Raw genomic sequence first — 26,587 nt, forward strand, 5'->3', positions numbered from 1 at the left:
CGAAAAATATAACGCCGGGGTGCTGGTGGATAACGAACTGAACTAGCGCTGGGGTGCGCTGGTGGTCTCGACCGGAGACGGCAGGGCCGTCTCACCCTCGAGGTAGGCGTCGACCGCCGCAGCGGCGGAGCGACCCTCGGCAATGGCCCACACGATGAGCGACTGTCCACGTCCCATGTCGCCGGCCACGAAGACGCCGTCGACGTTGGTGGCCCACTTCGCAGAGCGGGCGACGTTGCCGCGCTCGTTGAGGTCGACACCGAGATCGGTAAGCAGTCCCGGCTTTTCGGGGCCGACGAAGCCCATGGCCAACAGCACGAGATCGGCCTCGAGCTCGAAATCCGAGCCCTCCACCTTCTCGAAGCGGCCCGACTTCATCTCGACCTCGTGGGCGTGCAGCGCCGTCACCTTGCCGTCGACACCGACGAACTTCTCGGTGTTGACGGAGAACAGGCGCTCGCCGCCTTCCTCGTGCGCGGACGCGACCCGGTACATCAGCGGGTACGTCGGCCACGGGGTTTGCTCGGCCCTGGTCTCGGGCGGACGCGGCATGATCTCGAACTGGTGAACACTGACCGCACCCTGACGGTGTGAGGTGCCCAGGCAGTCCGCGCCGGTGTCGCCGCCGCCGATGATGACAACTTTCTTGCCCTCGGCGGTGATGGTGGGCTCTTCGAGGTCGCCCAACTGCACACGGTTGGCGATGGGCAGGTACTCCATCGCCTGATGGATGCCGTCCAGTTCGCGCCCGGGAATCGGCAGGTCACGAGCCGCGGTGGCACCGCCCGCCAGCACCACGGCGTCGAACTGCTCGCGCAGCTCGTCGGCGGAGATGTCGACGCCCACGTTCACATTCGTCTTGAAGACGGTGCCCTCGGCCTCCATCTGATCCAGACGGCGGTCGATGTGGCGCTTCTCCATCTTGAACTCGGGGATGCCGTAGCGGAGGAGACCGCCGATACGGTCGGCACGCTCGAACACGGTGACCAGGTGACCGGCACGCGTCAGCTGCTGCGCTGCAGCCAGACCCGCAGGACCGGAACCGACGACCGCCACCCTCTTGCCCGTCGACCGGGTGGGATGCACCGGCGTGACCCAGCCCTCGTCGAATGCGTGATCGATGATCTCGACCTCGACCTGCTTGATGGTGACCGGATCCTGGTTGATGCCCAGGACGCACGACGCCTCACAGGGTGCGGGGCACAGCCGCCCGGTGAATTCCGGGAAGTTGTTGGTGGCGTGCAGCCGCTCGATGCCGTCGTGCCAACGGTCCCGGTACACCAGGTCGTTCCACTCGGGAATCAGATTCCCGAGGGGGCAGCCGTTGTGGCAGAACGGAATACCGCAGTCCATGCACCGGCTCGCCTGGGTGCGGAGGTTTTCCTTCGGGAACTCCTCGTACACCTCGTTCCAGTCGAGCAGACGCAACGGCACCGGACGGCGAACGGGCAGTTCGCGTGACGGGTGCTTCAGAAAGCCGCTTGGATCAGCCACGAGCTGCCTCCATTACTGCCTCGTCCACGTTCTTTCCATCCTTCTTCGCGGCCTCGATGGCCAAGAGCACCTTCTTGTAATCGCGGGGCATCACCTTTGCGAAGTGATTGACCTGCTGTGACCAGTCGGACAGGATGCGCGCGGCAACCTCCGAACCGGTTTCGTCGCGGTGACGCTCGATAGCGGCTTTCAGCCAGGTGAAGTCGTCACCCGTCAGATCCTCGAGGTCTACCAGTTCGGTGTTGAGGTTGTCCTCGAACGCCTTGTCGGGGTTGAAGACGTAGGCCACGCCACCGGACATGCCGGCGCCGAAGTTGCGTCCCGTCGCGCCGAGGATGACGACCTTGCCGCCCGTCATGTACTCGCAGCCGTGGTCGCCGACTCCCTCGACCACCGCAGTGGCACCGGAGTTACGTACCGCGAACCGCTCACCCACGACACCGCGCAGCAAAGCCTCACCGCTGGTCGCGCCGAACAGGATCACGTTGCCGCCGATGATGTTGTCCTCGGCGACGAACCCGGCCGCGGTTTCCAGCGGAGGACGGACCACGATGCGTCCACCCGACAGACCCTTGCCGACGAAGTCGTTGGCGTCGCCATGCAGCCGCAGGGTCATACCCTTGGGCACGAAAGCACCGAAGCTGTTACCGGCCGAGCCGGTGAACGTGATGTCGATCGTGTTGTCGGGAAGGCCCTCACCGCCGTACGCCTTGGTCACCTCATGGCCCAGCATGGTGCCGACCGTCCGGTTGACGTTGGTGATCGGCGACTCGAACGACACCTTGGCGCCCTTGTCGAGAGCATCGCGGCTCTGGGCGATCAGCTGCTGATCGAGCGCCTTGTCGAGGCCGTGGTCCTGGGTACCTGTGCAGTATAGGTCCTGATCCATGAACGCGGACTCGGCCTGGTGCAGGATCGGCGACAGGTCGAGATTGCCGGCCTTGCTGCCCTTCCAGTGCTCGAGCGCCTTGGTGGTGTCGAGCACGTCGACCTGGCCGACGGCCTCGTCGAGTGTCCGGAAGCCGAGCTCGGCCATGAGTTCGCGGACCTCTTCAGCGATGAAGAGGAAGAAATTCTCCACGAACTCCGGCTTGCCGTTGAACCGCTTGCGCAGCACCGGGTTCTGCGTCGCGACACCGACAGGGCAGGTGTCGAGGTGGCAGACCCGCATCATGATGCAGCCCGACACCACCAGCGGAGCGGTCGCGAAACCGAACTCCTCGCCGCCGAGCAGCGCGGCGACCATGACGTCACGGCCGGTCTTGAGCTGTCCGTCGACCTGCACCACGATGCGGTCGCGCAGGCCGTTGAGCAGCAACGTCTGCTGGGTCTCGGCGAGGCCGAGCTCCCACGGAGCGCCGGCGTGCTTGACCGAGGTCAGTGGGGTGGCACCGGTGCCACCGTCGTGACCGGAAATCAGGACGACATCCGCGTGCGCCTTCGAGACACCCGCGGCGACCGTGCCGACACCCACCTCGGACACCAGCTTGACGTGCACCCGCGCCTGCGGGTTCGCGTTCTTCAGGTCGTGGATCAGCTGTGCGAGATCCTCGATCGAGTAGATGTCGTGGTGCGGGGGCGGCGAGATCAGGCCGACACCGGGTGTGGAGTGCCGGACCTCGGCCACCCACGGGTACACCTTGTGCGCCGGCAGCTGGCCGCCCTCACCGGGCTTGGCTCCCTGCGCCATCTTGATCTGGATGTCGGAGCAGTTGGTCAGGTAGTGCGACGTGACGCCGAAGCGTCCCGACGCGACCTGCTTGATCGCGGACCGGCGCCAGTCACCGTTCTCGTCCGGCTCGAAGCGCGACGGATGCTCGCCGCCCTCACCGGAGTTGGAACGGCCACCGAGGCGGTTCATGGCGATGGCCAGGGTCTCGTGCGCCTCGGCGGAGATGGAGCCGTAGCTCATCGCACCGGTCGAGAAGCGCTTGACGATCTCGGTGGCCGGCTCGACCTCGTCCAGCGGGACGGGCTCGCGCACACCCTTCTTGAACTCGAAGAGGCCGCGCAGCGCTGCGAGGCGCTCGGACTGGTCGTCGACCAGCTTCGTGTACTCCTTGAACACCTCGTACTGTCCGGTGCGCGTGGAGTGCTGGAGCTTGAACACCGTGTCCGGGTTGAACAGGTGGTATTCGCCCTCACGACGCCACTGGTACTCGCCGCCCACCTCGAGCTCGCGGTGCGCGCGCTCTTCGGGGCGGTCGAGGTACGCGTTGGAGTGCCGGACCGCGACGTCGGCGGCGATCTCGTCGAGACCGATACCGCCGAGGCTCGAGTTCAGGCCCGTGAAGTACTCGTCCACCAAATCCTGCGACAGGCCGATCACCTGGAACAGCTGAGCACCGGTGTACGAGGCGAGGGTCGAGATGCCCATCTTGGACATCACCTTGAGCACACCCTTGCCCGCGGCCTTGATGTAGTTCTGGATGGCCTTGTCGAGGCTCAGTCCCTGCAGTTCGTTGCCGCGGAACAGCTCGTCGACCGTCTCGAACGCCATGTACGGGTTGACGGCCGCTGCACCGAAGCCGATGAGGAGCGCCATGTGGTGCACCTCGCGGGCGTCGCCCGATTCCACGACGAGACCGACCTTGGTGCGGGTCTTCTCGCGCACCAGGTGGTGGTGCACGGCCGACGTCAGCAGGAGCGACGGGATGGGTGCGTACGTCTCGTTCGACTCACGGTCGGACAGGACGATGAGGCGCGCACCACCGGCGATGGCCTCGGAGACCTGGTAGCGAACGTCGTCGAGCGCCTTGCGCAGACCCGCACCGCCCTCGGCCACCGGGTACAGACCGCGGACGATGACGCTGCGGAAGCTCGGGAATCCGCCGTCGTCGTTGACGTGGATGAGCTTCGACAGATCGTCGTTGTGCAGGATCGGCTGCGGCAAGTAGATCTGCCTGCAGGACTCCGCCGTGGGGTGCAGCAGATCGTGCTCGGGGCCGATCGTTCCGCCGAGGCTGGTGACGACCTCCTCGCGGATGGCATCGAGCGGCGGGTTGGTGACCTGCGCGAAGAGCTGCGAGAAGTAGTCGAAGAGCATCCGCGAACGGGAGGACAGCACCGCGATCGGGGTGTCCGTACCCATCGAGCCGAGTGCTTCCGCACCGGAAGCCGCCATCGGCTTGACGAGGACGTTGACCTCTTCGTTGGTGAACCCGAACATCTGCTGACGCAGCACCACACGCTCGTGCGACATGTAGGTGTACGGGCGCTCCGGCAGGTCGTCCATATGGGTCAGGCCCTGGTCGAGCCATTCCTGGTACGGGTGCTCGGCGGCAAGCTCCGACTTGATTTCGTCGTCGCTGATGATGCGGCCCTGGTCGGTGTCGACCAGGAACATGCGGCCGGGCTGGAGCCGGATCTTCTTCACGACCGTGGCCGGATCGATCGGCAGAACGCCGACCTCGGAGGCCATGACGACCAGGCCGTCCTCGGTGACCCACAGCCGCGAGGGACGCAGCCCGTTGCGGTCGAGGACCGCGCCGATGACGGTGCCGTCGGTGAAGCAGACGGACGCCGGGCCGTCCCACGGCTCCATGAGCGTGGAGTGGTACTGGTAGAACGCCCGACGCTCGGGGTCCATGCTCTCGTGATGCTCCCACGCCTCGGGGATCATCATCAGGACCGCGTGCGGAAGGCTACGACCACCGAGGTGCAGCATCTCGAGCACCTCGTCGAAGCGCGCGGTGTCGCTGGCCCCGTTGGTGCAGACCGGGAAGATCTTCTCGAGGTTTTCGCGACCACCGAAGACGTCGCTGTCGATGAGCGCCTCGCGGGCACGCATCCAGTTCTCGTTGCCGGTGACGGTGTTGATCTCACCGTTGTGCGCGACGCGCCGGAACGGGTGAGCCAGCGGCCACGACGGGAACGTGTTGGTGGAGAAGCGGGAGTGGACCAGCCCGAGCGCCGACTCCACACGCTCGTCCTGCAGGTCGAGGTAGAAACCCTTGAGCTGCGGGGTGGTGAGCATGCCCTTGTAGACGAACGTCTGGCTCGACAGGCTCGGGAAGTAGACGGTCTCGCGACCCGGCCCGTCCTTGCCGGCGCCTTCACTACCCAGCTCGTGCTCGGTGCGCTTGCGGACGACGTACGCCCTGCGCTCGAGGTCCAGACCGGTGAGGGAGTCACCTTCGCTGCCGATGAAGATCTGCCGGAACGTCGGCATCGCGTCGCGTGCCAGGGCGCCGAGCGACGAGTCGTCGGTCGCGACCTCGCGCCAGCCGAGGACCTTCAGGCCCTCACTCTCGACGATCTTCTCGACGGCGTCGGATGCACGCTGCGCGTCGGCCTTACTCTGCGGCAGGAATGCGATGCCCGTGGCATAGGTGCCCGCGGCGGGCAGCGGGAAGTCGACCACAGCGCGGAAGAACGCATCCGGAACCTGGATCAGGATGCCGGCGCCGTCACCCGTATTGGGTTCGGAGCCCGCGGCACCACGGTGCTCGAGGTTGACCAGAGCGGTGATCGCCTTCTCGACGATGTCCCTGCTGCGGCGACCCTTCATGTCCACGACGAACGCGACGCCACAGGAGTCGTGCTCGTTCGCCGGGTGGTACAGCCCCTGGGGGCCTGGAAGTTGCTTCATACCTAGCCTTCGTATGCCAAAAGATGCACCGACGACCAGCAGCGCTGATGGCCATCACCTTGCAATGCAAGTACCGTCAGGATGTGATCGGCACCACCGATCGGCTATCGCCCTTTGCAGCACGCTGGGTGTGGTCCTCGCACCAGGCGACGTGGCTTTTCGGTCGGGTCGGACTTTCGTGGGTCCAACGTGTAACGAAAACGATAATTCAGACCCCCCGAAGAAACACAACTTAGGTTGGCCTATTCATCCCGTGAACAGGCCTTTTCTCGAGGGCAGACCTCGGCCGAGAACGTCCAGTACATATTAAGTGAGTGCGCCGAGTACTGCTGTGATTCCTGGAGTCGGGTCGAAATCGGGGTCGGGAACGGTCAGCTGATGCAGGATCACTCCATCCAGATAGTCGGTGACAACCACTGCGTCGGCTGCTGGATTCCTCGATCCGGCGAGGTCCAGCATGCTCGCGCCCCATTCTACGAGTCCGGCGCGAGCAGAGCCGATGATCTCCCCGAGGGCCGGGACCGCCGAGGCCTCCATGAAAAGGGCGTAGCGGGCGCTCGAGCGGATCCGGTCGGGTCCCGCAGCGTACCGGGTGAACGCGGCCAGGGCCTCCACCAGCGCCTCCATCCCGTCCGGCCGGAGGTCCGCAAATTTCTCCCAGTCGTCTACGTCACGTGCCGCGAGACGGGTGACCATTCCCTCGAGGAGGGCGCCGCGGGTGCGGAAGTAGTTGGAGGTGGAGCCCTGCGGCATCCCCGCCGATTCGTCGACCGCTCGATGAGTGAGGGCGCGCGCCCCCTTCCGGCCGAGCACGTCGATAGCTGCGTCGAGCAGCTGTTCTCGCCTCCCTGTCATGCACTCCACACTACAGCCGTAGTAATTCCCACTACAGGCGTAGTAGCGTTGAGGCCATGACGCACTCGGCAGCAGTCCTCGGCGGCGGCATCGGCGGCCTCGCCATCGCCCGTTTCCTGTTCCGCGCCGGCTGGCACGTCGAGGTCTTCGAGCGCTCCGCGGACCTTCCGACGTCGGGTACCGCCCTCGGCATGTGGCCCCAGGCCGTCGACGCGCTCGACACGATCGGACTCGGCGACCGGGTCCGCGCTCTCGGATCTCCGCAGCATCGAGGGTCGTTCCTGCGACCGGACGGGTCCGTCATCGGCACCGTCGACAGCTCCGCGCGCACCGCCTACCTGCTGTCGCGGCCTGCCCTCCTTGCCGAGCTCGCCACATCGTTGCCCGAGGGGATGGTCTCGTTCGGCACCCCGGCCCCTCCCGCGGACGCCCTCTCCGACTACGACGTCGTGATCGGCGCGGACGGCCTACGCAGCGCCACCCGGCGTCGCTTGTTCGGCGACGGATTCGAGCCCGTCTACACGGGCGCCACCGCGTGGCGGGGATGGGTGCCCGGACGGCGCGACACGGTGAGCGAAACCTGGGACGCCGGAGCGCTTTTCGGAATCACACCGCGCGAGGGCAACCTCGTCAACTGGTTCGCGTGCGTCCGCACCGACGCCGGATCCGAGGACGGACTCGACTACCTGCGGTGGCGGTTCGGGGGCTGGCACGCCGACGTCCGGGCCGTCCTCGATGCGATCACCCCCGACGCCCTGCTTCATCACGACCTCTACGAGTCACCCGCCCTGCCCTCGTATGTGTCGGGCCACACGGCGCTGATCGGCGACGCCGCCCACGCGATGGCCCCCAATCTCGGACGTGGCGCATGCGAGGCCCTCGTCGACGCGGTCACGCTCGGACGATTCCTGGCCTCGCAGAACGATATTCGCGAGTCGCTGCGACAGTATGACCGCGCACGCCGTCGGGTGACGCAGCGACTGGTTCTCGGATCACGTGCCATGGCGTCGATCGCGATGACCAGGCATCTGCGTCCGGTCCGCGATCGGACGATGAAACTGGCCGCGGCCCTGGCCTGACGAGAATCCGGGTGCGCAGCAATGCCTGCCCATCTGGTACTTTCCCGCAATAGGGGGACGAGACGAACCGGGGGCGGTCATGGGGGCGGTGGACGACGGCTGCAGTAATGCGGTCGGCAGAACCGAAAATCTTCATCGGGGGAATACCAGATCCACCTCGTCGGTGGTGAAACCTTTCTCTGCAGCGGGGGCGTACTGTCCTGCCGCCGGCGTGCACCTTTTCCATTCGCGGTACCCCTGATCTGCATCGATCTCTGCTCTTCGGATGCGGCACCTGCCTGCATCCACTTTCACTCGACATCAGGAGTATCCACGTGAAGATCCGCATGCACGCAGTGGCAGCCGCACTATCGGTATCCGCTGCAGCAGTGCTCGGCGCCGCGACCGCACACGCCGCTCCGAGCACCGCCCCGTCGACGTCGCAGCCCGGCGTCACCGACCGGTCGACGCCACCCACCACGTCCCAGCCGGGAGTGACGAATCCGGCCGCGCCGCCCACGACGTCACAGCCCGGCGTCACGGGCCCCGCAGCCCCGACGACACCCGCGCCCCCGCAGGCGCCTCTCGCCGTACCCGGAGGCGACGCGGCCACCCCCGGCCCGGCAGCGAGCGGTGACACCCCGCCGCCCGCCGCCCCGGATGCCGTCGAGGCGGCCCCTGCCCAGCCCGCTGCGGTGTGGATCGATCCGGACGACATGCCGAGAACCGATCAGGCACCCGTCGCCCCGACGCTGCCCGTGCCCAAGCCGGTGGTCGAGGTGAACGCCGCCGCCGACACCCTGATCGGTGCCCTTCCGGTTGCTGTCAACGGTCGCCAGTACGGCAATCCCGAGGGATACGCCGGCACCGTCGGCTGGCGCATCGGTGACGCCACCGGCACCGCGGGCATCGCGATCGACCCCTCCTCCCCCACCGCCGCCGCCGTGTCGGCGTTCGTCGCGGATTCCCAGGCCGAGCATCCGATCAACTGGTCTGCGCCGGTCGACGTCACACCTAGTGCTGCCGCCATCTCGGATGCAGCAGACCGGTACCCGGCCTTCGGCTCGTTCGTCGACGCGGTCGCCGCCCTGCCGGCACCGCAGCTACCGCAGCTGCAGTCGACGGACAGCGGGCCGAGTGCCGTCACGATCGGTGGCGTCAACGTGCGCAGCCAGGCAACGCTCCACGTTTGATCGGTGATCGTCCGGGCGGCGCCGGCTACAGGGCCGGCTCCGCCCGGCGGAATGAGGTGTGGAGGATTCACCTGTGACAGAACCGCCCCCCAGGAACGACGACAGCGCTACCCGCGATCGCTTCGCACATTGGTTCCCGCCCTTCACACCTACCCCCGCGTCTACACGTGTTGCGGAATCGACCGAGGAAGTTCGGGATTCACAGCTCGAGCTACCGCCGCCTGTCCCCACCTGGCTGGCGCCGAGCGACCACCATGACACCACGCCCGTCGTCCGCGGCAGGCGCGGAAAACCGAGGCTCGCTCTCGCCGGCGCCGCTGCGGCCCTCGGAGCAGTAGTCGTCGGTGTCGTCGTCGTTTCGAGTTTCGGGTCCTCGAACGAGGACGGGAGTCCCGTCGCGGCCGTGGATCCGGACTGGTGCGTCGAATCCCGGAACGACGGCGCGGTCACCGGCAACGGTCCCGGCGGTACAGCGGACGGTACCGAGGTGATTCTGGCTTTCGACCACGCCTACTACGTGGAGCGGAGCGGAGCGAAGGCCCGCGACGTGGTCACCGCCGATGCGCCGATGGGGTCGGCCGAGACGATTCAGCGGGGTATCGACTCGTTGCCGGAGGGCACCGAACATTGCCTCACGATCAGCCCCACCGAATCCGGCCGCTATGCCGTCACACTCACGGAGCAGCGACCGGACGGGTCGACCCACCAGTATCGGCAGGTCGTAACCACCACCGACCGTGACGGCCGCACCTACATCACATCCATTGGAGACGCTCAGTGACCTACCGAACCGGCTGGAACACAACATCTTCCACGCTCGTCCTGGGCGCGTGCGGAGGCGCGGGCGCCACCACGACGGCCCTCGGACTCGCCAACACCGCGGCAGTACACGGGACTGCAGTGGTCGCAGTCGATGCAACTCCGGCGGGTGGTGACATCGCCGAGCGCGGCGCCGACGCCGTGCTCTCCGTGAACGGGCTCGAACACGTGGTGACAGTGGCAGCGTCCGGAGCCGTCCCCGACGACGTCTTCGACGGGTATTGCTCGCGGACGACGGTGGACGCCCGGATCTTGAATCGGCTCGGCACTCAGACGGCCACCGACAGCGAAATGTCCTTGGTCGCAGAAGCTCTCCGTGCGCGCGGGGCGAGCTCCGTGTACGACCTGGGCCACCGATTGCGCGTTTCCTACCTGTCACCGTTGCTGGCCGCACCGACCCCGATCATCCTCGTCGTGCCCTGCCGTGCCGACGCGTTCAACCGACTACGCGCCGCACTGCAGTCGATCGGCGACACACTCGGTGAACCCGGTCTGTCCCGGACAGTCGTCACCGTGTCGAATCAGGACAACACCGGATGGCAGGTGGACGTCGATCTGCTGCGCGACTACCTCGGCGGGCAGGTGTGGGGTGTGGCGACCATCCCGTACGACGAGCACCTCGGCATGGGGGTCGTCATCAGCCACGATCGCCTCGCCGCCGACACCCGCGCGGCCTACGAACGGCTCCTCGACATCGCCTCGGCGGTCGCCGACGGGCCCCGCGAACCGGTGCCCGCGCCGGTGTCGGAGTAATCCAGTACTGTCCCCGCACGGGGCGGAATTCGGTATCCGGGGGGATCATGGGTAAATCAGTCGGCAACTGCAGTGCGCTGCTTGCCGAGATGGATGCGTTCCGTCAAGGGTTCGGGCAACCGGCGGTGTTGTCCGAACCCTTCGCTCGGCGACACTACTCATACCGATCACCGAGGACGACCGGGTGCTCACCAGCCCGTTCGGAGGGCTTCACTGGATCTGCGCGTTCACCAGTGAGCGGGAATATGCCCGGTACTCGCTCGCCCGCGAACAGCACCCGAGTGCCTGTCGTTTTCACACGATCTTCGGATGGCGTCTGATGGACGTCCTCATCCCGGCCTTGACCCGACCGACCGGAGTGGTGATCGACGTCGCCGGAGACAACCCGATCGCTTTTCCGCCGGCGCTCGACGAGGCCGAGGAACGGACGAAGAAGACTGCGTTCAACGCACTCAGCGGAGCCGAACAGGACGCGAGCCCGCTGGTCGACACGTGGACCGCGTTGCGCGAAGAAGCCCGCGACATCCTCCGAGGCGCGCGAGCCGAACGCGACGGAGTCGCCGGACAAGTCTCCGGTGCGCTCGACGCGGCAACCGCGTCCGCGCCCGCCGAACCGCCCTTCACGCAACGGTGGATGAACAACGCCACCGACGCGATGGACGGTACGCATCTCGCCATCGCGAACTTCTACTCCGGACTAGGAACCGGTCTCACCGGGATCGCCCAGTTCGTTCGGCAGGTCAACCCATACGAGACTTACAACACGACTCACCCGGCCGAGTACCGAGCGAGCATGTCCAACCTCGCCACCGGACTCGTCGTCGCGGCGGCCGACCCCGGCGCGATGGTGTCCGGCGTGGTCAGCGACATCAGAAAGAACCCCTTCGAGTTCGCCGGAAGCCTCACCGGCGACGCCCTCCTGACCGCCGCGACCGGCGGTGCGGGTGCCGGCGTCGCAGGCGCTCGCACGGCAGTGCGTCTCGTCGACGAAGCCGGCGACTTCGGCAGCGGCGCCCGGCTACTCGACGACGTCGCGGATGTCAGCCACAATCCGACGCCCGACACCCCGCACGCCGACTCGCCGGCTCAGCACGCAGATACGAATCCGACGAGCACCGAACCGGCGCCCGTCGAGCACACTCCACCGCGGACCGACCCGGCAGCGCCCGAGCCCAGTCCCGGCCCTGCCGAGCATGCGGACGCCGATGCCGGTGCGAACGAGGCAGCGCGGGAGGCCGGCACCGACTCCGACCGCACCACCGAGAACACGTGTGAAGACCGAGACCCGGTAGACATCGCAACGGGTGAGTTCCTGCTCCCCGAGGTCGATTTGACACTTCCCGGTGTGTTGCCGCTTGTAATCGGCCGTCGACATCGCTCCGGATATCGGTTCGGACGATGGTTCGGCCCGAGCTGGTCCTCCACCGTGGACATGCGTGTGGTGGTCGAAGAAGCCGGGGTCACGCTGCTGGCCGAAGACGGTGTGATGCTCACGTACCCGCATCCCGAGGTGGGGACTCCTGTGATGCCGCAGTCGGGCCAGCGATGGACACTGTCCCGCACCGACACCGGCGCCTACCGAGTGCATGATCCCGACCGGGGACTCACCTGGCATTTCGCACCCAAACCGGAACTGGACGGTCTCGACTCCGCGCTGGGCAACCTCGCGATCAGTGCAATCACCGACCGCCACCGCAATCGCATCCTCTTCCGCTACGACGCTTCCGGTGCTCCTGTCGAGGTGTCGCACTCGGGTGGCTACCGGGTTTTCATCAACACCCGGTTCGGCCGGATCGTGGGGTTGTCCGTCGTTGACGGAGACACTGCGGCGCCGGTGCGCGACTTCGAGTACACCGCAGGGCGTTTGACAGCGGTGGTCAAACCCGGAGGCGGATCGACCCGTTACCGCTACGACGCGGAAGGTCGCATGCTGTCGTGGACCGACGGCAACGGCAACCGCATGGTGAACACCTACGACGAGGCGGGTCGCGTCGTCCAGCAGAAGGGCACGGCCGGCGACCTCGACTCCACATTCGACTACCGCACCAACCCGGACTCCCCCGGCTCGGTCACCGTCCTCACCGACTCCACCGGTGCGACCACAATCCACGGCTTCGACTCCGACCTCCGGCTGCGAGACCTCGTCGACGCCGCCGGTTCACGCACCCACACCGACTACAACGCCCGTCGCGAACCTCTGCGGGTAGTCGGCCCCGACGGTGCGACGACCAGCTACCTCTACACCGCCGACGGAGACGTTGCCCGAATCACCCGACCCGACGGCAACGTCATCGCCATCGACTACGCGGGCCCCCGCCAACCGGTGACGATCCACCATGCCGACGGCACGATGTCGCGGCAGGAATGGGATGAGCAGGGAAACCTCGTCACCGTCGTCGATGCGGCCGGTGCACGCACCCGGTATGAATACGACGGGTCGGGAAGCCTCACATCGATCACCGACGCGGCCGGGGGTCGCACCTTCGTCGATTGTGACCAGGCCGGATTGCCCGAGGCGGTCACGGACCCGAACGGCGCGGTCACCCGCATCACCCGGGACGGGTTCGGCCGACCCACCACCGTCACCGATCCCACTGGGATGACCACCACCTACCGATGGTCGGCGGACGGTCAGCTCGTCGAGCGCACGCACCCCGACGGCGCGGTCGAAACCTGGGCGTACGACGGGGAGGGCAACCTCCTGGTCCACACGGACGCGGTCGGCGCCACCACCATCTACGAGTACGGCGCGTTCGACCTCCTCGCCGCCCGCACCGACCCCGACGGCAGCACCACCACGTACGGCTGGGACACCGAGCGGAGATTGACCTCCGTCACCAATTCCCTCGGCGCCACGTGGTCGTACCGGTACGACGCGATCGGCCGGCTCGCCAAGGAAACCGATTTCATCGGTGCCACAACTAGTTACACGTACGACGCGGCGGGTCGCGTCGCATCGGTCACCCCCGCCACCGGGATCACTCGCCGGCATACGTACGACATCCTCGGCAACGTCACCGACGTCCGCGCAGACACCGGCGAACATCTCCACTACGAGCACGACCAAGCGGGACGCGTCACCACCGCCGTCGTCGGCACAGGCGACCAGGCGGTCCATTCCCTCAGGTTCACGTACAGCCCGACCGGGGAGTTGGTCAGTGAGACGGTCGACGGCAACCCGGTTTTGCGGTTCGAATACGACGCGGTCGGTCGGCGCACGACGAGGCACAGCCCCAGCGGAAGCGATACTAGTTGGCAGTGGGATCCCACCGGGCATCTCCTGGGACTCACCACCGACGGTCACCACCTGACATTCGGTCACGACGCCATCGGCCGATTGACCGACTGGCGCGTCGGTGAACTCGCAGTGCGTCGCAACCACACCGCGCGCGGCCAGCTCGCCAACCAGGACGTGATCGCCCATCCCGCATCCACCCTGAACCTGGGTCTCGCACCGGGCCTCGAGCCTCGGGCGCTGAGACAGGACAGTTACGCGTACCGGCCGGACGGATACCTCGTCGACCACACCACCCAGCGAGACGCGTCCAGGGTGGTCCGCCGCGGTTTCGACCTCGACCCGGCAGGCCGGATCACCGCTGTCGTGCAGGACGGTCATGCGGCCGAGCAGTATCGCTACGACCCGCTCGGCAACATCACAGATTCCGGTTCGGAACGTCGCGAGTATCTCGGCAACCTGCTGGTCCGCGACGGCCGCACCCGATTTCACTACGACGCCGTGGGACGCCTGATCCGGAAGACCACCACCCGTCTCTCACGTGCACCGGACGTGTGGCACTACCGCTACAACGCGTTCGATCAGCTCACCGACGTCACCACCCCCGACGGTCAGCACTGGCAGTACACCTACGACGCCCTCAGCCGACGCACCACCAAACAACGACTCGACAGCGACGGCACCGTCGCTGACCTCACCCGATACACGTGGGACGGCACGCACCTGCTCGAGCAGCACTCCGGCGGCACCACCACCCGATGGAACTACCAGCACGGCAGCTACACACCACTCACCCAGGCCGTCACCCGAACCGTGGACACCGACCGGCTTTCGGATCAGCGGGCTGTCGACAACGAGTTCTACGCAATCATCACCGACCTCGTCGGAACGCCGGTCGAACTCGTCGACCCCCACAACGCCGACCGCGTCGCCGACGCCACGACCAACCTGTGGGGCAACACCACCTGGCACGGCGCCGCTGACACACCCCTCCGCTTCCCCGGCCAGTACCACGACCCGGAAACCGGACTCCACTACAACCTGCATCGTTACTACAACCCCGCCACCGCCCGATACCTCACCCAGGACCCACTCGGACTCGCACCCTCACCCAACCCGAACACCTATCCCCACAACCCCACCGGATGGACCGACCCACTCGGCCTGGTGCCGACGGCGTGTGAAGAAGGAAGCGACAGGGCTTTCGACCATGGCTACGACTACCACCCGAGGATTCGTGAGCGTGGCCTAGAAGATCCCACGGGTCACAATTTCCCTTACTCATTCGACGATCAAATTCTGAGACATGAGCCGACCGTCCAGCGCGATGGATCATTGCTGTACCGCGCGGACGGCTTTCTCAACGGCAAGCCGGGATATTAAGAGATCGCGGTCAACGTCGATCGGAACCTGATACTTCACCGAACATGGAGGTCTGGAAGTTGAAATACATAAGGCTTTCTGCAGACTACCTCGAGCCGTCCATAATTGATCAGCAGGAAGGACGCACTAGTCCCCAGTCCCTTAGCCTGTCCAGTGAACTACAAGATGTATTGGAAGATTGGAATCTCCACTATCAATCGATAATCCAATTAAGCATGAAAGAACGCTCCTCTGGGCAAGTAAAATCTGAGATTGATCGCCTTGACTCGGAGGGGATGGTAATCGCGCAGAAGATCGCCACCGAATTGGGCGATGGTGCAAAGGTTGAATACTACAGTGAAGGCCTCCTGAAGCGGATCAACACCTGAGCATACGGCCGAGAATGTATTTTCTGTGCGCGGAGTGAGACGGCACAGAGTTCGAATCATAGTAAAGTGCTCAGTGTCTCGATCGATCTTCGGCGTCAACGAGCGGCGGTGGAGGACGAAGTCGACGTTAAGCCTTTTCTAGCGCTGCCGTTGGATCAGCAGTCACTTATCCTCTTGACAGGCCGGAAGTTCTCTGGTCATCTAATTCGCATCTTCTAACTATAGGCGCGGAAAGGCCTTTGCAATCCAGTATTTCGCCGGTCAAGTGGCACGCCACCAAGGCCATCTGAGGCAAGCCCATAGGGCACTCTTGGACACTCTCGCTACTGCTACGCTTCGTTCATCGTGAGCGGTAAATTTCGTTGCCAGGAGCAATATCGAATCGACGAGGCGATGAATGCAGCGTCCCGAGGCGGTAAGCTGCCATGCTCAACCGGGGAAACCGCGGGAATACCCCCCAGCGATCTCATAGTTGCGCAGGGAATCGCCACTTGCGAGCGGAATCAACCGCGCAAAGAACTGATTCGTCCGCAAACAGCCACCTGGTGGGCTGCCGCGGCCACGCAACGAAGAGTCGTCGGCCCCAGCGCCCGCGTTGCAGGATGCGGCGAACAGCATGCCCGACTCATACTCGATCCCGGGGAAACCGCGGAACACCCACCTAACGGAACACCCACTCCACAGATGCGCACGTATTCGCCAACTGCGCACCAAATTCGGAATTTCCTGTGCAACGGACTAATTGGTGCGCAAACAGGCACCTGGTGAGTTGCCTCCCCGTCGCCCGCAGCCCAGCGCCCACGTATCACCCGTTGTCGGCGCCGCCGGCGTGCTGTGCCTCGATTTTTGCCCATTCCCTGCCGCGGTGGTTGGCGAGGCGCAGCTCTTCGGCTTCGTCGAAGGTGTACCACTCGGTGCTGGGGCGGTCGGGTAGGACGCCTCGCAGGTATTCGCCGAGGTAGTGCAGTGGTCCTTCCCATCCCGTTCCGACGCCGTAGCAGCCGGTGTCTGGATCGTTGCGGAACACGTCGGCGACAGAGGCGTGCTCCAACACCAGCCACGTGGCGTCGGGGCCGTCGGGAGTCAGCCGGACCTCGACCTGGTCGCTGTAGCCACGATCGCCGGGCGGTGTCCACTCGAGCCGCAGCAGATGCGGGGGGTCACAGACGAGAATTTTCCCACTGGCCTGCCCCTCGAACGCATAGGAACCACCCGCGCGCAGGTCGCCGCTGACCGGGAGGAAGAAGCGGTTCACACGGTCTGGGGTCGTGATGGCGTCCCACACATCCTTGATGGGCGCTTCGTATCGACGCTCGAGCACCGCCGTTCGCGCTGGGCCTTCAGCAATTTCTCGGTTGCCCATTGCCCGTTTCACAGCCGTCAGGCTGGTGTCTTGGCTGGCGATCTCATTCACTGTCGGTCTCCTTCATTGGATGAGTCGGGATGTGACGGTCGGCTCGTTCGGCGCTCGCGACGTCCGCGAGCGAGTTCGGTGGCCAACGCGTCGAGCGGTCCGGTCCAGAACCGCCGGAACCCTTCGAGCCACTGATCGATTTCTTGCAGCGGCGCCGGCTCGACCGCGTAGAGGCGTCTCGTGCCTTCGCGCCGGACCGTGGCGAACCCGTTCTCCCGGAGAACCCGCAGGTGTCCCGACACCGTCGGCTGGGAGATACCGAACTCGGCTGCAGCAACCTCGGTCACCTGGCCGGCCGAGCACTCCCCCTCGGACAAGAGCTCCAGAATCCGCCGCCGGACGGGGTCGCCGAGAACATCGAACGCGTGCACCATCCCTTTATATCGGTATCAACCAATATAGGCAAGAGCCGATGAAGCGCGCCGGCTCACCGCTCCAGCAGCCCCTTCAACCGCTGCAGGTCCGCGGCGACGGCCGAGGCGTCGGCGGTGAACTCGTCGACGCCCATCCCTTCTCTTCGTCGGAGGGTGAAGACGACTTCGCTGTGTTCGCCGTCGGGGATGACGCGAACCGGGTTGTAGACGGTGCCTCCGCCCGGGAGCGTGACGTGGTGGTCGAGCACTCCGAAGTCGTTGGGTGGCGCGAAGGCGACGAACACCTGCCCCATCGGCGAGTCGGCGACCCAGTGATCGCCCTCGCGGGCAATGCTGCTGCTCAAACCCGCCGCCCAGGCCGGCAGATTGGCTGGGTCGCTCGCATAGGCGTAGACGTCGGCGGCACTGCGAGCGATGAACACACTGACATGGGTGGATTCGCGAGTCATGGCTCCAGCATCCCCGTTGTTCCGCGAACCTGATTGAAGGTATCGGACGGGGCGCGTCGGCGTCGATGTCTGAAATCTTCTATTTCCACGACGTCGTCCGAAGCTAGCTTTACAGCATGACGATTCCTGCTTTTACCGCCATCGAACTGGTGGTTCACGACCTCGCCGCATCATTGGCGTTCTACCGTCGCATCGGCCTCGACATCCCGGCCGGGTCTGAGGAAGCGCCACATGTCGAGTTCGAACTCCCGGGCGGAATACGACTGCTGTGGGACACCGTCGAGACCATCCGGTCGTTCGAGCCGGACTGGACGACACCTCAGGGTGGACATCGGGTGGCACTCGGGTTCGACTGCGGTAGTCCGGATGTCGTGGACAAGGTATTCACTGACCTGACCGACGCCGGCTACCGCGAGAGACATGCCCCTTGGGACGCGCCCTGGGGCCAGCGTTACGCCACGATCGACGACCCGGATGGCAATCCGGTCGACCTGTTCGCGCCACTCACGACGACGTGACCAATCGGCCGAAGGAGCGGCCGGTCAACTCGTTCGACTCGCGGATCAAGTGAGCTTGGTCGGCGAACCCCGCCAAGCTTGCCGCCTCCGCGGCAGACATCGACCCCACCAACTCCCTGGCCCGCTGCAGCCGGAGAATGCGCGCCAGCATCTTCGGCCCGTATCCGAACTCCCGCCGACACAGCCGGTGCAGTTGGCGTTCGCTCATACCGACACGATCCGCCACCTCCCGGACGGGGCACTGACGTGCAAGCAGGCTCACGGTCACCGCGATTCTGCGGTCCGGCCTCGCAATCAGCCGGCGACGGGCGGCGAACTTCTCGAGTTGAGTGGCGGGGTCACCGTGCTCGGCGATCGAGGACAGAAGCCTGGCGGTGTCGTCGTCGTAGAGCACGTCGGCGAGCGGCACCCGCGCGTTCGCCAACGCCTCCGCCGGCGTCCCGAGCAACGCCGGCAGGGTGCCGGGCGCACATCGCAGTCCCACAAGGTAATCGCCGGGGCGAGTGCGTGCAATGTAGGGACGAGAATCCGGCCCCGCCACGACGACGTCGCCGTTCATCCAGATGAGATCCATGCATCCGTCGGGGAGAATCGCGCCGTCACCGTCCGCTGCGGTCTTTTCCCACACCACCGCGCCGGCGAAAGTAGAGCTCCGCTCCGAGTACATGCGCTCATGCTAGGCAGTGGGTCCGACCCGGACTATTCCTCGAAGAATCCCCGCACGAGTCTCGGTGCAGGCTGGACCCCGTGGTGGAGTTCTTGGAGCGCCCGCAGACGCAGATCGCCGACCGCGGGCCCCCTGGACGCCCCGGGCACCCACTCACCGAGATCGGCGACCGCTTCGACGACGCGGTCGGCACATCGGGTGGCCTCCGGCACCCGGCCGATCCCGAGGCCCTCGATGATCACCACGTTCCCGTCCGTGAGTCCGCGTACTCCGACCGACCACCCGAAGTGGCGGTTCCAGGCCAGAACGACCTTCCGTCCCGGGTAACAGGGGATTTCCGAGGACAGTGTCAGGACCGCGTCGAATGCGGGTATCTGCCACCACTCCACCGTGTCCGCTTCCACCGTCGCAGCAACGGACCGGATGTACTCGACGACATGCGTAGCACCGGCACCCCGGAGCGCTTCGTTCATGATTCGACCCACCTTCGACGAATCCGGCGGCACAGAGGCCGGCGAAGTCGTGCGCCTCAGCCTTCAGTTACCCGCTGCGCTGCTGAGCGGGGACGGAACCCGCCGAACGGGTCCCTCTCGTCAGGTATTCGGCGCGGAACCGGCTGCGGACGGGATCGACTTCCGCCGGGAACGACGAAAGCCACGAACTCGTTTCGAGTTCGTGGCTTTCGTTGTCGCGGTCCGAAAACCGCTGTGGTGGGCGAAGGGGGACTTGAACCCCCACGTCCCGAAGGACACTGGCACCTGAAGCCAGCGCGTCTGCCATTCCGCCACTCGCCCGAGCGACTGGAGAACATTATCACGAGGCCATCGGAAATCGCGATTCGTGCAGGTCAAGTCCGGAAATGCCCACAAAAACCCTCGCCCGGACAAAGACCGATATCATGCTAGTGCGTAGACCCGTGTCGCGGCTCGATGCAGTGACAGTACCGTGGGGTTTACGCATGGAAGTGTCGCGACACGAACGGGGTCACGGCACGACCGACACCGCGCCGAACATGTCGCAGGCCGACGAGCGAGACACTGTAAGGAGGTTCCGATGGGGATAGTGCAACGTTTCGAGCGGAAGCTCCAGGGAGCAGTGGGTGACGCGTTCGCACGGGTCTTCGGCGGCGGCGTGGTGCCGCAGGAAGTGGAGGCGGCACTTCAGCAGGAGGCCGCCGATCGTATTCAGGAGCTCGAGGGCGGACACCTGCTTGCTCCGAACAGCTACGTCATCGCCATCAACAACTCGGACCACGAAGGCCTTGCCGCTGACAGAGACCTGACTGTCAAAGCCTTCTCCCGTCACCTCGAAGACTTCATTCGCGACCAGGGCTGGCAGACGTATGGTCCCATTCATGTCGCGTTCGAACCATCGCCTTCACTGCACACCGGGCAGTTCCGCACCCGGGGTTCGGTGGATCCGGATGCGGGTCGCCCGGGCGCGACCCCACCGGGGCGACCCGAACCGCCGCGCGGTCCCGCACCGCGACCACAGGCACCGTTTGTACCCGTCACGTCGAATCCAGGAGCTGGCCCCATGACGCAGAACTCAGGCTACGACCCCAGCCGCGAACCAGCGGGCAACCGTAAGCCCGATCCGCAGTACGCGCGCAACGGTCACGCCCATGCGAGCCAGGACCAGGGATACCCGCCTGGTTACCAGAACGGTTACGACCGGGGCGGCTACCCGCAGGGCGGCTACGACCAGCAGCAGCCTTACCCCGAGGCGCCGCGTGGTGGGTACCCGCAGGATCAGCAGGCCTACGGCCAGGCCTACGAGCAGGCACCGCAGGCGCCCGGCTACGAGCAGCCCGCCGACGAGGGCTACGACTACCGCGAGGCCGGATACGCCCAGGACTACCGGGGTGGCTACGACCAGGGCGCTCCTGCGCGCTACCCGGACGGCACCTACGCCGAAGCCGGTTACCAGCAGCCGCAGGCGTACGACCGTGGCGGCTACCAGCAGGGTGGCTACGACCAGCAGGCGTACGACCAGGGCTACTCGGACTACGACCAGGGCGGCTACAACCAGCAGGCCTACCCGCCCGAGGGGCACACGTACACCGCCACGCTGCAGCTCGAAGACGGCAGTGGACGCCACTTCCAGCTGCGCGAGGGCAACAACATCATCGGTCGCGGCCAGGAGGCACAGTTCCGTCTGCCCGACACCGGGGTGTCGCGTCGCCATATCGACATCCGCTGGGACGGTCAGGTCGCAATGCTGTCCGACCTGGGATCCACCAACGGGACCACGGTCAACGGTGCGCCGGTCCAGGATTGGCAGCTCGCCGACGGCGACATCATCCGGGCGGGGCACTCGGAGATCCTGGTTCGAATCCTCTGAGGCGCAGCCAACCGGACACCCTGAGGCGAAGCCGACACAACTTATCCGGACCGCCTGCCGAGACCCTTTCGAGACGCGTTCGATGCTCGACCGACACCCCGTCGGAGGCCGTGTCGGAGGTAACACGGTGGCGACTCCGTATCGTTGGGGGCTGTCCGTATCCTGATCGCAGGGTGCGGATTGCCCCTATGATGCTGCGAGAAAAAGACGCCGGAGACTCGACCGTTTCGGCAACAGAAGGAGGTGGACTGCCGTGCAAGGTTTGATTCTGCAACTCACGCGAGCAGGCTTTCTGCTTCTGCTGTGGCTCTTCGTGTGGTCTGTACTCAGAGCGCTCCGTGGTGACATCTACGCAGGTTCCGGCGTCCGGGTTCCCCCCAGGTACTCGCGCACCGGCAACGTCCTCCCTTCCCTGGGTAAGACGAAGACGGCCAAGTATCTCGTGGTCACACAGGGTGGCCTGGCGGGCACTCGCATCACCTTGGGTACTCAGCCGGTTCTGATCGGGCGGGCCGACGACTCCACCCTCGTACTCACCGACGACTACGCGTCCACCCGGCACGCCCGGCTCTCTCCGCGGGGCGCCGACTGGTACGTCGAAGACCTCGGCTCCACCAACGGCACCTACCTCGACCGCGCCAAGGTCACCACATCTGTCCGCGTGCCGCTCGGTACTCCCGTACGCGTCGGCAAGACGGTAATCGAGTTGCGCCCGTGACCCTCGTACTCCGCTATGCCGCCCGCAGCGACCGTGGCCTCGTCCGATCCAACAACGAAGACTCTGTCTACGCCGGTGCGCGACTGCTGGCGCTGGCGGACGGTATGGGTGGTCATGCGGCAGGTGAGGTCGCGTCCCAGTTGATGATTGCCGCGCTTGCGCATCTCGACGACGACGAGCCGGGCGAAGACCTTCTGGGCAAGCTCGAGGCGGCCACGCGTGAGGGCAACGACTCCATCGCCGACCACGTCGAGGAAGATCCGGAGCTCGACGGCATGGGCACCACGCTCACCGCGATCCTCTTCTCCGGGAGCAAACTCGGGCTGGTCCACATCGGCGACTCCCGCGCCTACCTTCTGCGCGACAACACCCTGACGCAGATCACGCGCGACGACACGTTCGTGCAGTCCCTCGTCGACGAGGGACGGATCACGGCGGAACAGGCGCACACCCACCCGCAACGTTCCCTCATCATGCGGGCGCTCACCGGCAACGAGATCGAGCCCACCCTCACGGTCCGGGAGGCCCGCGCCGGCGACCGTTATCTGCTGTGTTCCGACGGGCTTTCAGATGTGGTGAGTGACGAGACCATCGAGAACACGATGCGTGAGGGCAGCCAGGACGAATGCGCCGACCGGCTCATCGAACTCGCGTTGCGCAGCGGTGGTCCCGACAACGTGACGGTTGTGGTCGCCGACGTCATCGACCTCGACTACGGGCAGAGCCACCCGATCGTGGCCGGGGCGGCATCCGCCGACGACGACGATGACTCCCCGCCGCCGAACACCGCCGCAGGCCGTGCCGCCGCGATGCGGCCGCCGCGCGCGACCCCCAAACGCGTCGTCCCGCAGGTCGAGGAAGCACCGACGAAGAAGACGCGCCACCGTATGTGGTGGGCAGCGCTGGCGCTCGGTCTCATCGTCGTCGTCGCCGTCGCTGCCTTCGTAGGGCGGGCTCTGATCCGCAACAACTACTACGTCGGCGCCGACGGCGAACGTGTGACCGTACTGCGTGGCGTCCCGGGTTCGGTGCTCGGTTACTCGCTCCAGGAGGCCAACCTCGTCGGCTGTGTCACCGACACCGGTTCGCTCACGCTGATGTCGCCCACCGACTCCCCGAACGGGTGCACCATTCTCCAGGTCGACGACCTGCAGCCGTCGGCCCGCGAACAGGTCCGCGCCGGTTTGCCGTCGGGCAAGCTCGACGACGTCCGCAACCAGATGGCACGGCTTGCCGACAACGATCTCCTGCCCGTCTGCGAATCGCAGCCGGCCACGACCACCACTAGCCCTGTCCCGGTGCCGTCACCCACTCCGGAGCCCACTCCCGAGACGGCTGTACCACCGACCCCGACCACGACCCCGACGCCGACCACGACCCAGGTCCCCGGTCAGAACTGCAGGACGGCTAGCTGATGTCCGTCGCAAGTGCTTCACCGGGGGCGCAGTTTCCCAGTCCACCGGGCGGGTTCGCACCAGCCCCCGTCCAATCGACGCGTCGCAACACCGAGCTGATGCTCATCGGTCTCGCGATTCTGATCACGACCCTGTCACTGGTGTTGGTCGAGGCCAGCCAGGAACAGAGCATCACCTGGGATCTCGGCAAGTACGCCGCAGCGTACGCAGCGCTGTTTCTGATCGCGCACCTCGCGGTCCGGCGGTTCGCGCCGTATGCCGATCCGCTGATCCTTCCCATCGTCGCGCTGCTCAACGGCCTCGGGCTGGTGTTGATTCACCGCCTCGATCTGGCCGACGCCCAGTCGGCCCAGTACTTCGGGCTGCCCGTCCCCTCGCCCGACGCCAACCAGCAGGTGCTGTGGACGACCCTGGCCATCGCGGGTTTCGTCGCTGTCCTGGTGTTGCTGAAGGACTATCGACTGCTCGCCCGCTACAGCTACACGCTGGGTCTTGCGGGACTGGTCTTCCTCGCCATTCCGGCTATCCTTCCGTCGAGCTTCTCCGAGGTGAACGGCGCAAAAATCTGGATCCGGCTTCCCGGCTTCAGTATTCAGCCAGGCGAGTTCGCCAAAATTCTGCTGATCATCTTCTTCGCGTCCGTCCTGGTCGCGAAGCGTGACCTGTTCACCACCGCCGGCAAGCACATCTTCGGGATGGATCTGCCCCGTGCCCGTGACCTCGGCCCGATCCTCCTCGCCTGGATGGTGTCGGTGGGCGTGCTGGTGTTCGAAAAGGATCTCGGCACGTCACTGCTGTTGTTCAGCACCGTTCTGGTGATGCTGTACATCGCCACCGAACGCGTCGGCTGGCTGCTCATCGGCGGTGGCCTCCTCGCGATCGGTTTCTTCTTCGCCTATCAAATGTTCGGTCACGTACGGGTCCGCGTCAGCACGTGGCTCGACCCGCTGGCCGATTACAACAACACCGGATACCAGATCTCGCAGTCGTTGTTCGGGCTCGCTACGGGTGGTGTCGCCGGAACCGGACTCGGCAGCGGCCGGCCGGCGCAGGTGCCGTTCGCGAAGACCGACTTCATCGTGGCCACGATCGGCGAGGAACTGGGCCTGATCGGCCTCGCCGCCGTACTGATGCTGTTCCTGATCCTCGTCATCCGCGGCCTCCGCACGGCGCTCGCAGTACGGGACAGCTTCGGCAAGCTCCTCGCCGCCGGACTGTCGTTCACCATCGCCGTGCAGGTGTTCGTCGTCGTCGGCGGCGTCACCAAGTTGATTCCCCTCACCGGGCTGACCACGCCGTTCATGTCGTACGGTGGGTCGTCGCTGCTGGCCAACTACCTTTTGCTCGCCATTCTGATCAAGATCTCGGACGCCGCCCGCGAGCCGGCCGTCCCGAAGAAGAAGGGTCCCGCCCCCATCGCCGACGCTCCCACCGAAATGGTGCCGCGCACATGAACACACCACTGCGCCGCGTCGCGATCGCTGTCATGGTCATGGTGGTCGCCCTCCTCGCCAACGCCACCTACGTGCAGGTCATCAAGGCGGACGACCTTCGAGCCGATCCGCGGAACTCGCGCGTCCTCCTCGACGAGTACTCCCGCCAGCGCGGTCAGATCTCCGCTGCGGGACAGGTGCTCGCGGCGTCCGTGCCCACCGAGGACCGCTACAAGTACCTGCGGACCTACCCGCCGAACCCGGCGGCGCCGTCGAGCCCGCTGGCCAACGCACCCGTCACCGGCTTCTACTCCATGCAGTACGGCAGCACGGGACTCGAGCGTGCCGAGGACCCGGTACTCAACGGTTCGGACAACCGGCTGTTCGGCCGCCGGTTCTTCGACCTGGTGTCGGGGCGTGATCCGCGCGGCGGCAACGTCGTGAGCACGATCAATCCGGTGATGCAACAGGTCGCCTACGACCAGCTGACGTCGAAGGGCTACACGGGATCCGTCGTGGCCATCGAGCCGAGCACTGGCCGGATCCTGACCATGGTGAGCACCCCGAGTTACGACCCGAACGTCCTCGCGAGCCACGACGGCACCGAGACCACGCAGGCGTGGGAGGCTCTCAACGCCGACCCCGGCAAGCCTCTGCTGAATCGCGCCGTCTCGCAGACCTACCCGCCGGGCTCCACGTTCAAGGTGGTCGTCACCGCGGCCGCGCTCGGCGCCGGAGCCACCCCGGAAGACCAGTTGACGGCAGCGCCGCAGATCACCCTCCCCGATACTGCGACGACACTCGAGAACTACAACGGTTCCACCTGCGGCGGCGCCCCGACGGCGTCGTTGCGTGAGGCACTCGCCAGGTCGTGCAACACGGCGTTCGTCGAACTCGGCATCAAGACGGGGGCCGACGCCCTCACCGATCAGGCGGCGGCGCTCGGCGTCGGCGGTCAGATGCCGGGTGTCCCGTTCCCGGTCGCGGACAGCACGGTGGGGTCGATTCCCGACGACGCCGCACTCGGTCAGAGCAGCATCGGCCAGCGCGATGTGGCGCTGACACCTCTGCAGAACGCGATGATCGCCGCTACCGTGGCCAACGGCGGGGTGCGCATGCAGCCGCAACTGGTATCGGAACTGCAGGGACCCGACCTGTCCAACCTCGCGACGACCAACCCGGTGTCCGAGGGTCAGGCGATGTCGCCGCAGGTGGCCGCCACCCTGACAGACCTGATGATCGGCTCCGAGAACAACACCAGCGGTACAGGCAAGATCCCCGGAGTGCAGATCGCGTCGAAGACGGGAACTGCGGAGCACGGAACCGACCCGCGCAACACACCGCCTCACGCCTGGTACATCGCTTTTGCACCCGCACAGAACCCGACGGTCGCCATCGCGGTGATCGTCGAGGACGGCGGAGATCGAGCACTGGCCGCAACCGGCGGCTCGGTGGCTGCACCTATCGGCCGTGCCGTCATCGCAGCCGGATTACAAGGGGGCTGATT

The 26,587-nt window shown here is 65.9% G+C and carries 20 protein-coding genes and 1 tRNA gene; 12 read left to right on the top strand and 9 right to left on the bottom strand.

Going from position 1 to position 26,587, the window contains the following annotated elements:
- Window positions 1-42 precede the first annotated feature (42 nt).
- The 3 genes from HYG77_RS15805 to HYG77_RS15815 form a co-directional block, all read right to left on the bottom strand.
- Window positions 43-1,494 (bottom strand): glutamate synthase subunit beta, encoded by a 1,452-nt coding sequence (locus HYG77_RS15805; protein ID WP_109325420.1) that lies wholly within the window; start codon window positions 1,492-1,494, stop codon window positions 43-45.
- Complete coding sequence (gene gltB / locus HYG77_RS15810; protein WP_109325418.1) at window positions 1,487-6,085, bottom strand: glutamate synthase large subunit; 4,599 nt, start codon at window positions 6,083-6,085, stop codon at window positions 1,487-1,489. Before gltB ends, HYG77_RS15805 begins: the two co-directional genes overlap by 8 nt.
- Before the next feature lie 306 nt (window positions 6,086-6,391).
- Window positions 6,392-6,940 carry a TetR family transcriptional regulator gene (locus HYG77_RS15815; RefSeq protein ID WP_109325416.1) on the bottom strand — a complete coding sequence of 183 codons (549 nt, stop codon included), beginning with the start codon at window positions 6,938-6,940 and terminating at the stop codon, window positions 6,392-6,394.
- Between the two features lie 56 nt (window positions 6,941-6,996).
- On the opposite strand from HYG77_RS15815, the gene HYG77_RS15820 reads away from it, so the two are divergent.
- The 6 genes from HYG77_RS15820 (at window position 6,997) to HYG77_RS15850 (ending at window position 15,749) form a co-directional block, all read left to right on the top strand.
- Window positions 6,997-8,019 (top strand): FAD-dependent monooxygenase, encoded by a 1,023-nt coding sequence (locus HYG77_RS15820; protein ID WP_208963218.1) that lies wholly within the window; start codon window positions 6,997-6,999, stop codon window positions 8,017-8,019.
- A gap of 314 nt (window positions 8,020-8,333) precedes the next feature.
- Window positions 8,334-9,191, top strand: a complete 858-nt coding sequence (locus tag HYG77_RS15825; RefSeq protein WP_244461337.1) for a glycoprotein — start codon at window positions 8,334-8,336, stop codon at window positions 9,189-9,191.
- Between the two features lie 73 nt (window positions 9,192-9,264).
- The gene (locus HYG77_RS15830) at window positions 9,265-9,972 is read left to right on the top strand and encodes a hypothetical protein (RefSeq protein ID WP_109325412.1); all 708 of its coding nucleotides are present in this window, start codon (window positions 9,265-9,267) and stop codon (window positions 9,970-9,972) included.
- Window positions 9,969-10,763 carry a hypothetical protein gene (locus HYG77_RS15835; protein WP_208963219.1) on the top strand — a complete coding sequence of 265 codons (795 nt, stop codon included), beginning with the start codon at window positions 9,969-9,971 and terminating at the stop codon, window positions 10,761-10,763. The genes HYG77_RS15830 and HYG77_RS15835 overlap by 4 nt, the downstream gene beginning before the upstream one ends.
- A gap of 184 nt (window positions 10,764-10,947) precedes the next feature.
- Window positions 10,948-15,381 (top strand): DUF6531 domain-containing protein, encoded by a 4,434-nt coding sequence (locus HYG77_RS15845; protein ID WP_244461338.1) that lies wholly within the window; start codon window positions 10,948-10,950, stop codon window positions 15,379-15,381.
- A 44-nt stretch (window positions 15,382-15,425) separates the two neighbouring features.
- Window positions 15,426-15,749, top strand: a complete 324-nt coding sequence (locus HYG77_RS15850) for a hypothetical protein (protein WP_208963220.1) — start codon at window positions 15,426-15,428, stop codon at window positions 15,747-15,749.
- An 805-nt stretch (window positions 15,750-16,554) separates the two neighbouring features.
- On the opposite strand, the gene HYG77_RS15855 is transcribed toward HYG77_RS15850, so the two are convergent.
- From HYG77_RS15855 to HYG77_RS15865, 3 genes are read right to left on the bottom strand one after another with little or no spacing between them, the layout of a single operon-like run.
- On the bottom strand, window positions 16,555-17,163 hold the full coding sequence (locus HYG77_RS15855) for an SRPBCC family protein (protein ID WP_109325371.1): 609 nt from the start codon (window positions 17,161-17,163) through the stop codon (window positions 16,555-16,557).
- Window positions 17,160-17,534 carry a metalloregulator ArsR/SmtB family transcription factor gene (locus HYG77_RS15860; protein WP_208963221.1) on the bottom strand — a complete coding sequence of 125 codons (375 nt, stop codon included), beginning with the start codon at window positions 17,532-17,534 and terminating at the stop codon, window positions 17,160-17,162. The genes HYG77_RS15855 and HYG77_RS15860 overlap by 4 nt, the downstream gene beginning before the upstream one ends.
- A 56-nt stretch (window positions 17,535-17,590) precedes the next feature.
- Window positions 17,591-17,986: an SRPBCC family protein gene (locus HYG77_RS15865; RefSeq protein WP_109325370.1), complete on the bottom strand. Its 396-nt coding sequence runs from the start codon at window positions 17,984-17,986 to the stop codon at window positions 17,591-17,593.
- Window positions 17,987-18,102: 116 nt separating this feature from the next.
- Between HYG77_RS15865 and HYG77_RS15870 the strand changes: the two genes are divergently transcribed.
- Entirely contained in the window at window positions 18,103-18,504 is a 402-nt protein-coding gene (locus HYG77_RS15870) for a VOC family protein (protein WP_109325369.1), read from the top strand.
- On the opposite strand, the gene HYG77_RS15875 is transcribed toward HYG77_RS15870, so the two are convergent.
- The 3 genes from HYG77_RS15875 to HYG77_RS15885 form a co-directional block, all read right to left on the bottom strand.
- Window positions 18,491-19,171, bottom strand: coding sequence for a helix-turn-helix domain-containing protein (locus HYG77_RS15875; RefSeq protein ID WP_208963222.1), 681 nt, complete (start codon window positions 19,169-19,171; stop codon window positions 18,491-18,493). The two genes, HYG77_RS15870 and HYG77_RS15875, sit on opposite strands and share 14 nt — an antisense overlap.
- A 32-nt stretch (window positions 19,172-19,203) precedes the next feature.
- The gene (locus HYG77_RS15880) at window positions 19,204-19,644 is read right to left on the bottom strand and encodes a DUF6292 family protein (protein WP_244461339.1); all 441 of its coding nucleotides are present in this window, start codon (window positions 19,642-19,644) and stop codon (window positions 19,204-19,206) included.
- Window positions 19,645-19,879: 235 nt separating this feature from the next.
- A tRNA-Leu gene (locus tag HYG77_RS15885) sits at window positions 19,880-19,965 on the bottom strand.
- A gap of 259 nt (window positions 19,966-20,224) precedes the next feature.
- Here HYG77_RS15885 and HYG77_RS15890 point away from each other — a divergent pair.
- The 5 genes from HYG77_RS15890 (at window position 20,225) to HYG77_RS15910 (ending at window position 26,585) form a co-directional block, all read left to right on the top strand.
- On the top strand, window positions 20,225-21,514 hold the full coding sequence (locus HYG77_RS15890) for a DUF3662 and FHA domain-containing protein (RefSeq protein ID WP_109325367.1): 1,290 nt from the start codon (window positions 20,225-20,227) through the stop codon (window positions 21,512-21,514).
- A 253-nt stretch (window positions 21,515-21,767) separates the two neighbouring features.
- The gene (locus tag HYG77_RS15895) at window positions 21,768-22,232 is read left to right on the top strand and encodes an FHA domain-containing protein (RefSeq protein ID WP_109325356.1); all 465 of its coding nucleotides are present in this window, start codon (window positions 21,768-21,770) and stop codon (window positions 22,230-22,232) included.
- Window positions 22,229-23,647 (top strand): PP2C family serine/threonine-protein phosphatase, encoded by a 1,419-nt coding sequence (locus HYG77_RS15900; RefSeq protein WP_208963223.1) that lies wholly within the window; start codon window positions 22,229-22,231, stop codon window positions 23,645-23,647. Before HYG77_RS15895 ends, HYG77_RS15900 begins: the two co-directional genes overlap by 4 nt.
- On the top strand, window positions 23,647-25,101 hold the full coding sequence (locus HYG77_RS15905) for an FtsW/RodA/SpoVE family cell cycle protein (protein WP_109325353.1): 1,455 nt from the start codon (window positions 23,647-23,649) through the stop codon (window positions 25,099-25,101). Before HYG77_RS15900 ends, HYG77_RS15905 begins: the two co-directional genes overlap by 1 nt.
- The gene (locus tag HYG77_RS15910; protein ID WP_109325352.1) at window positions 25,098-26,585 is read left to right on the top strand and encodes a penicillin-binding protein 2; all 1,488 of its coding nucleotides are present in this window, start codon (window positions 25,098-25,100) and stop codon (window positions 26,583-26,585) included. The genes HYG77_RS15905 and HYG77_RS15910 overlap by 4 nt, the downstream gene beginning before the upstream one ends.
- Window positions 26,586-26,587: the final 2 nt, after the last annotated feature.

It is taken from the genome of Rhodococcus sp. ZPP (assembly GCF_017656075.1).
Taxonomy (GTDB): Bacteria; Actinomycetota; Actinomycetes; order Mycobacteriales; family Mycobacteriaceae; genus Rhodococcus_F; species Rhodococcus_F oxybenzonivorans.

Coding starts and splice junctions, on each gene's coding strand:
- HYG77_RS15870 (WP_109325369.1), top strand. CDS start 18,103: ATGACGATTCCTGCTTTTACCGCCATCGAACTGGTGGTTCACGACCTC.
- HYG77_RS15875 (WP_208963222.1), bottom strand. CDS start 19,171: ATGTACTCGGAGCGGAGCTCTACTTTCGCCGGCGCGGTGGTGTGGGAA.
- HYG77_RS15820 (WP_208963218.1), top strand. CDS start 6,997: ATGACGCACTCGGCAGCAGTCCTCGGCGGCGGCATCGGCGGCCTCGCC.
- gltB (WP_109325418.1), bottom strand. CDS start 6,085: ATGAAGCAACTTCCAGGCCCCCAGGGGCTGTACCACCCGGCGAACGAG.
- HYG77_RS15880 (WP_244461339.1), bottom strand. CDS start 19,644: ATGAACGAAGCGCTCCGGGGTGCCGGTGCTACGCATGTCGTCGAGTAC.
- HYG77_RS15910 (WP_109325352.1), top strand. CDS start 25,098: ATGAACACACCACTGCGCCGCGTCGCGATCGCTGTCATGGTCATGGTG.
- HYG77_RS15865 (WP_109325370.1), bottom strand. CDS start 17,986: ATGACTCGCGAATCCACCCATGTCAGTGTGTTCATCGCTCGCAGTGCC.
- HYG77_RS15905 (WP_109325353.1), top strand. CDS start 23,647: ATGTCCGTCGCAAGTGCTTCACCGGGGGCGCAGTTTCCCAGTCCACCG.
- HYG77_RS15850 (WP_208963220.1), top strand. CDS start 15,426: ATGGAGGTCTGGAAGTTGAAATACATAAGGCTTTCTGCAGACTACCTC.
- HYG77_RS15890 (WP_109325367.1), top strand. CDS start 20,225: ATGGGGATAGTGCAACGTTTCGAGCGGAAGCTCCAGGGAGCAGTGGGT.
- HYG77_RS15815 (WP_109325416.1), bottom strand. CDS start 6,940: ATGACAGGGAGGCGAGAACAGCTGCTCGACGCAGCTATCGACGTGCTC.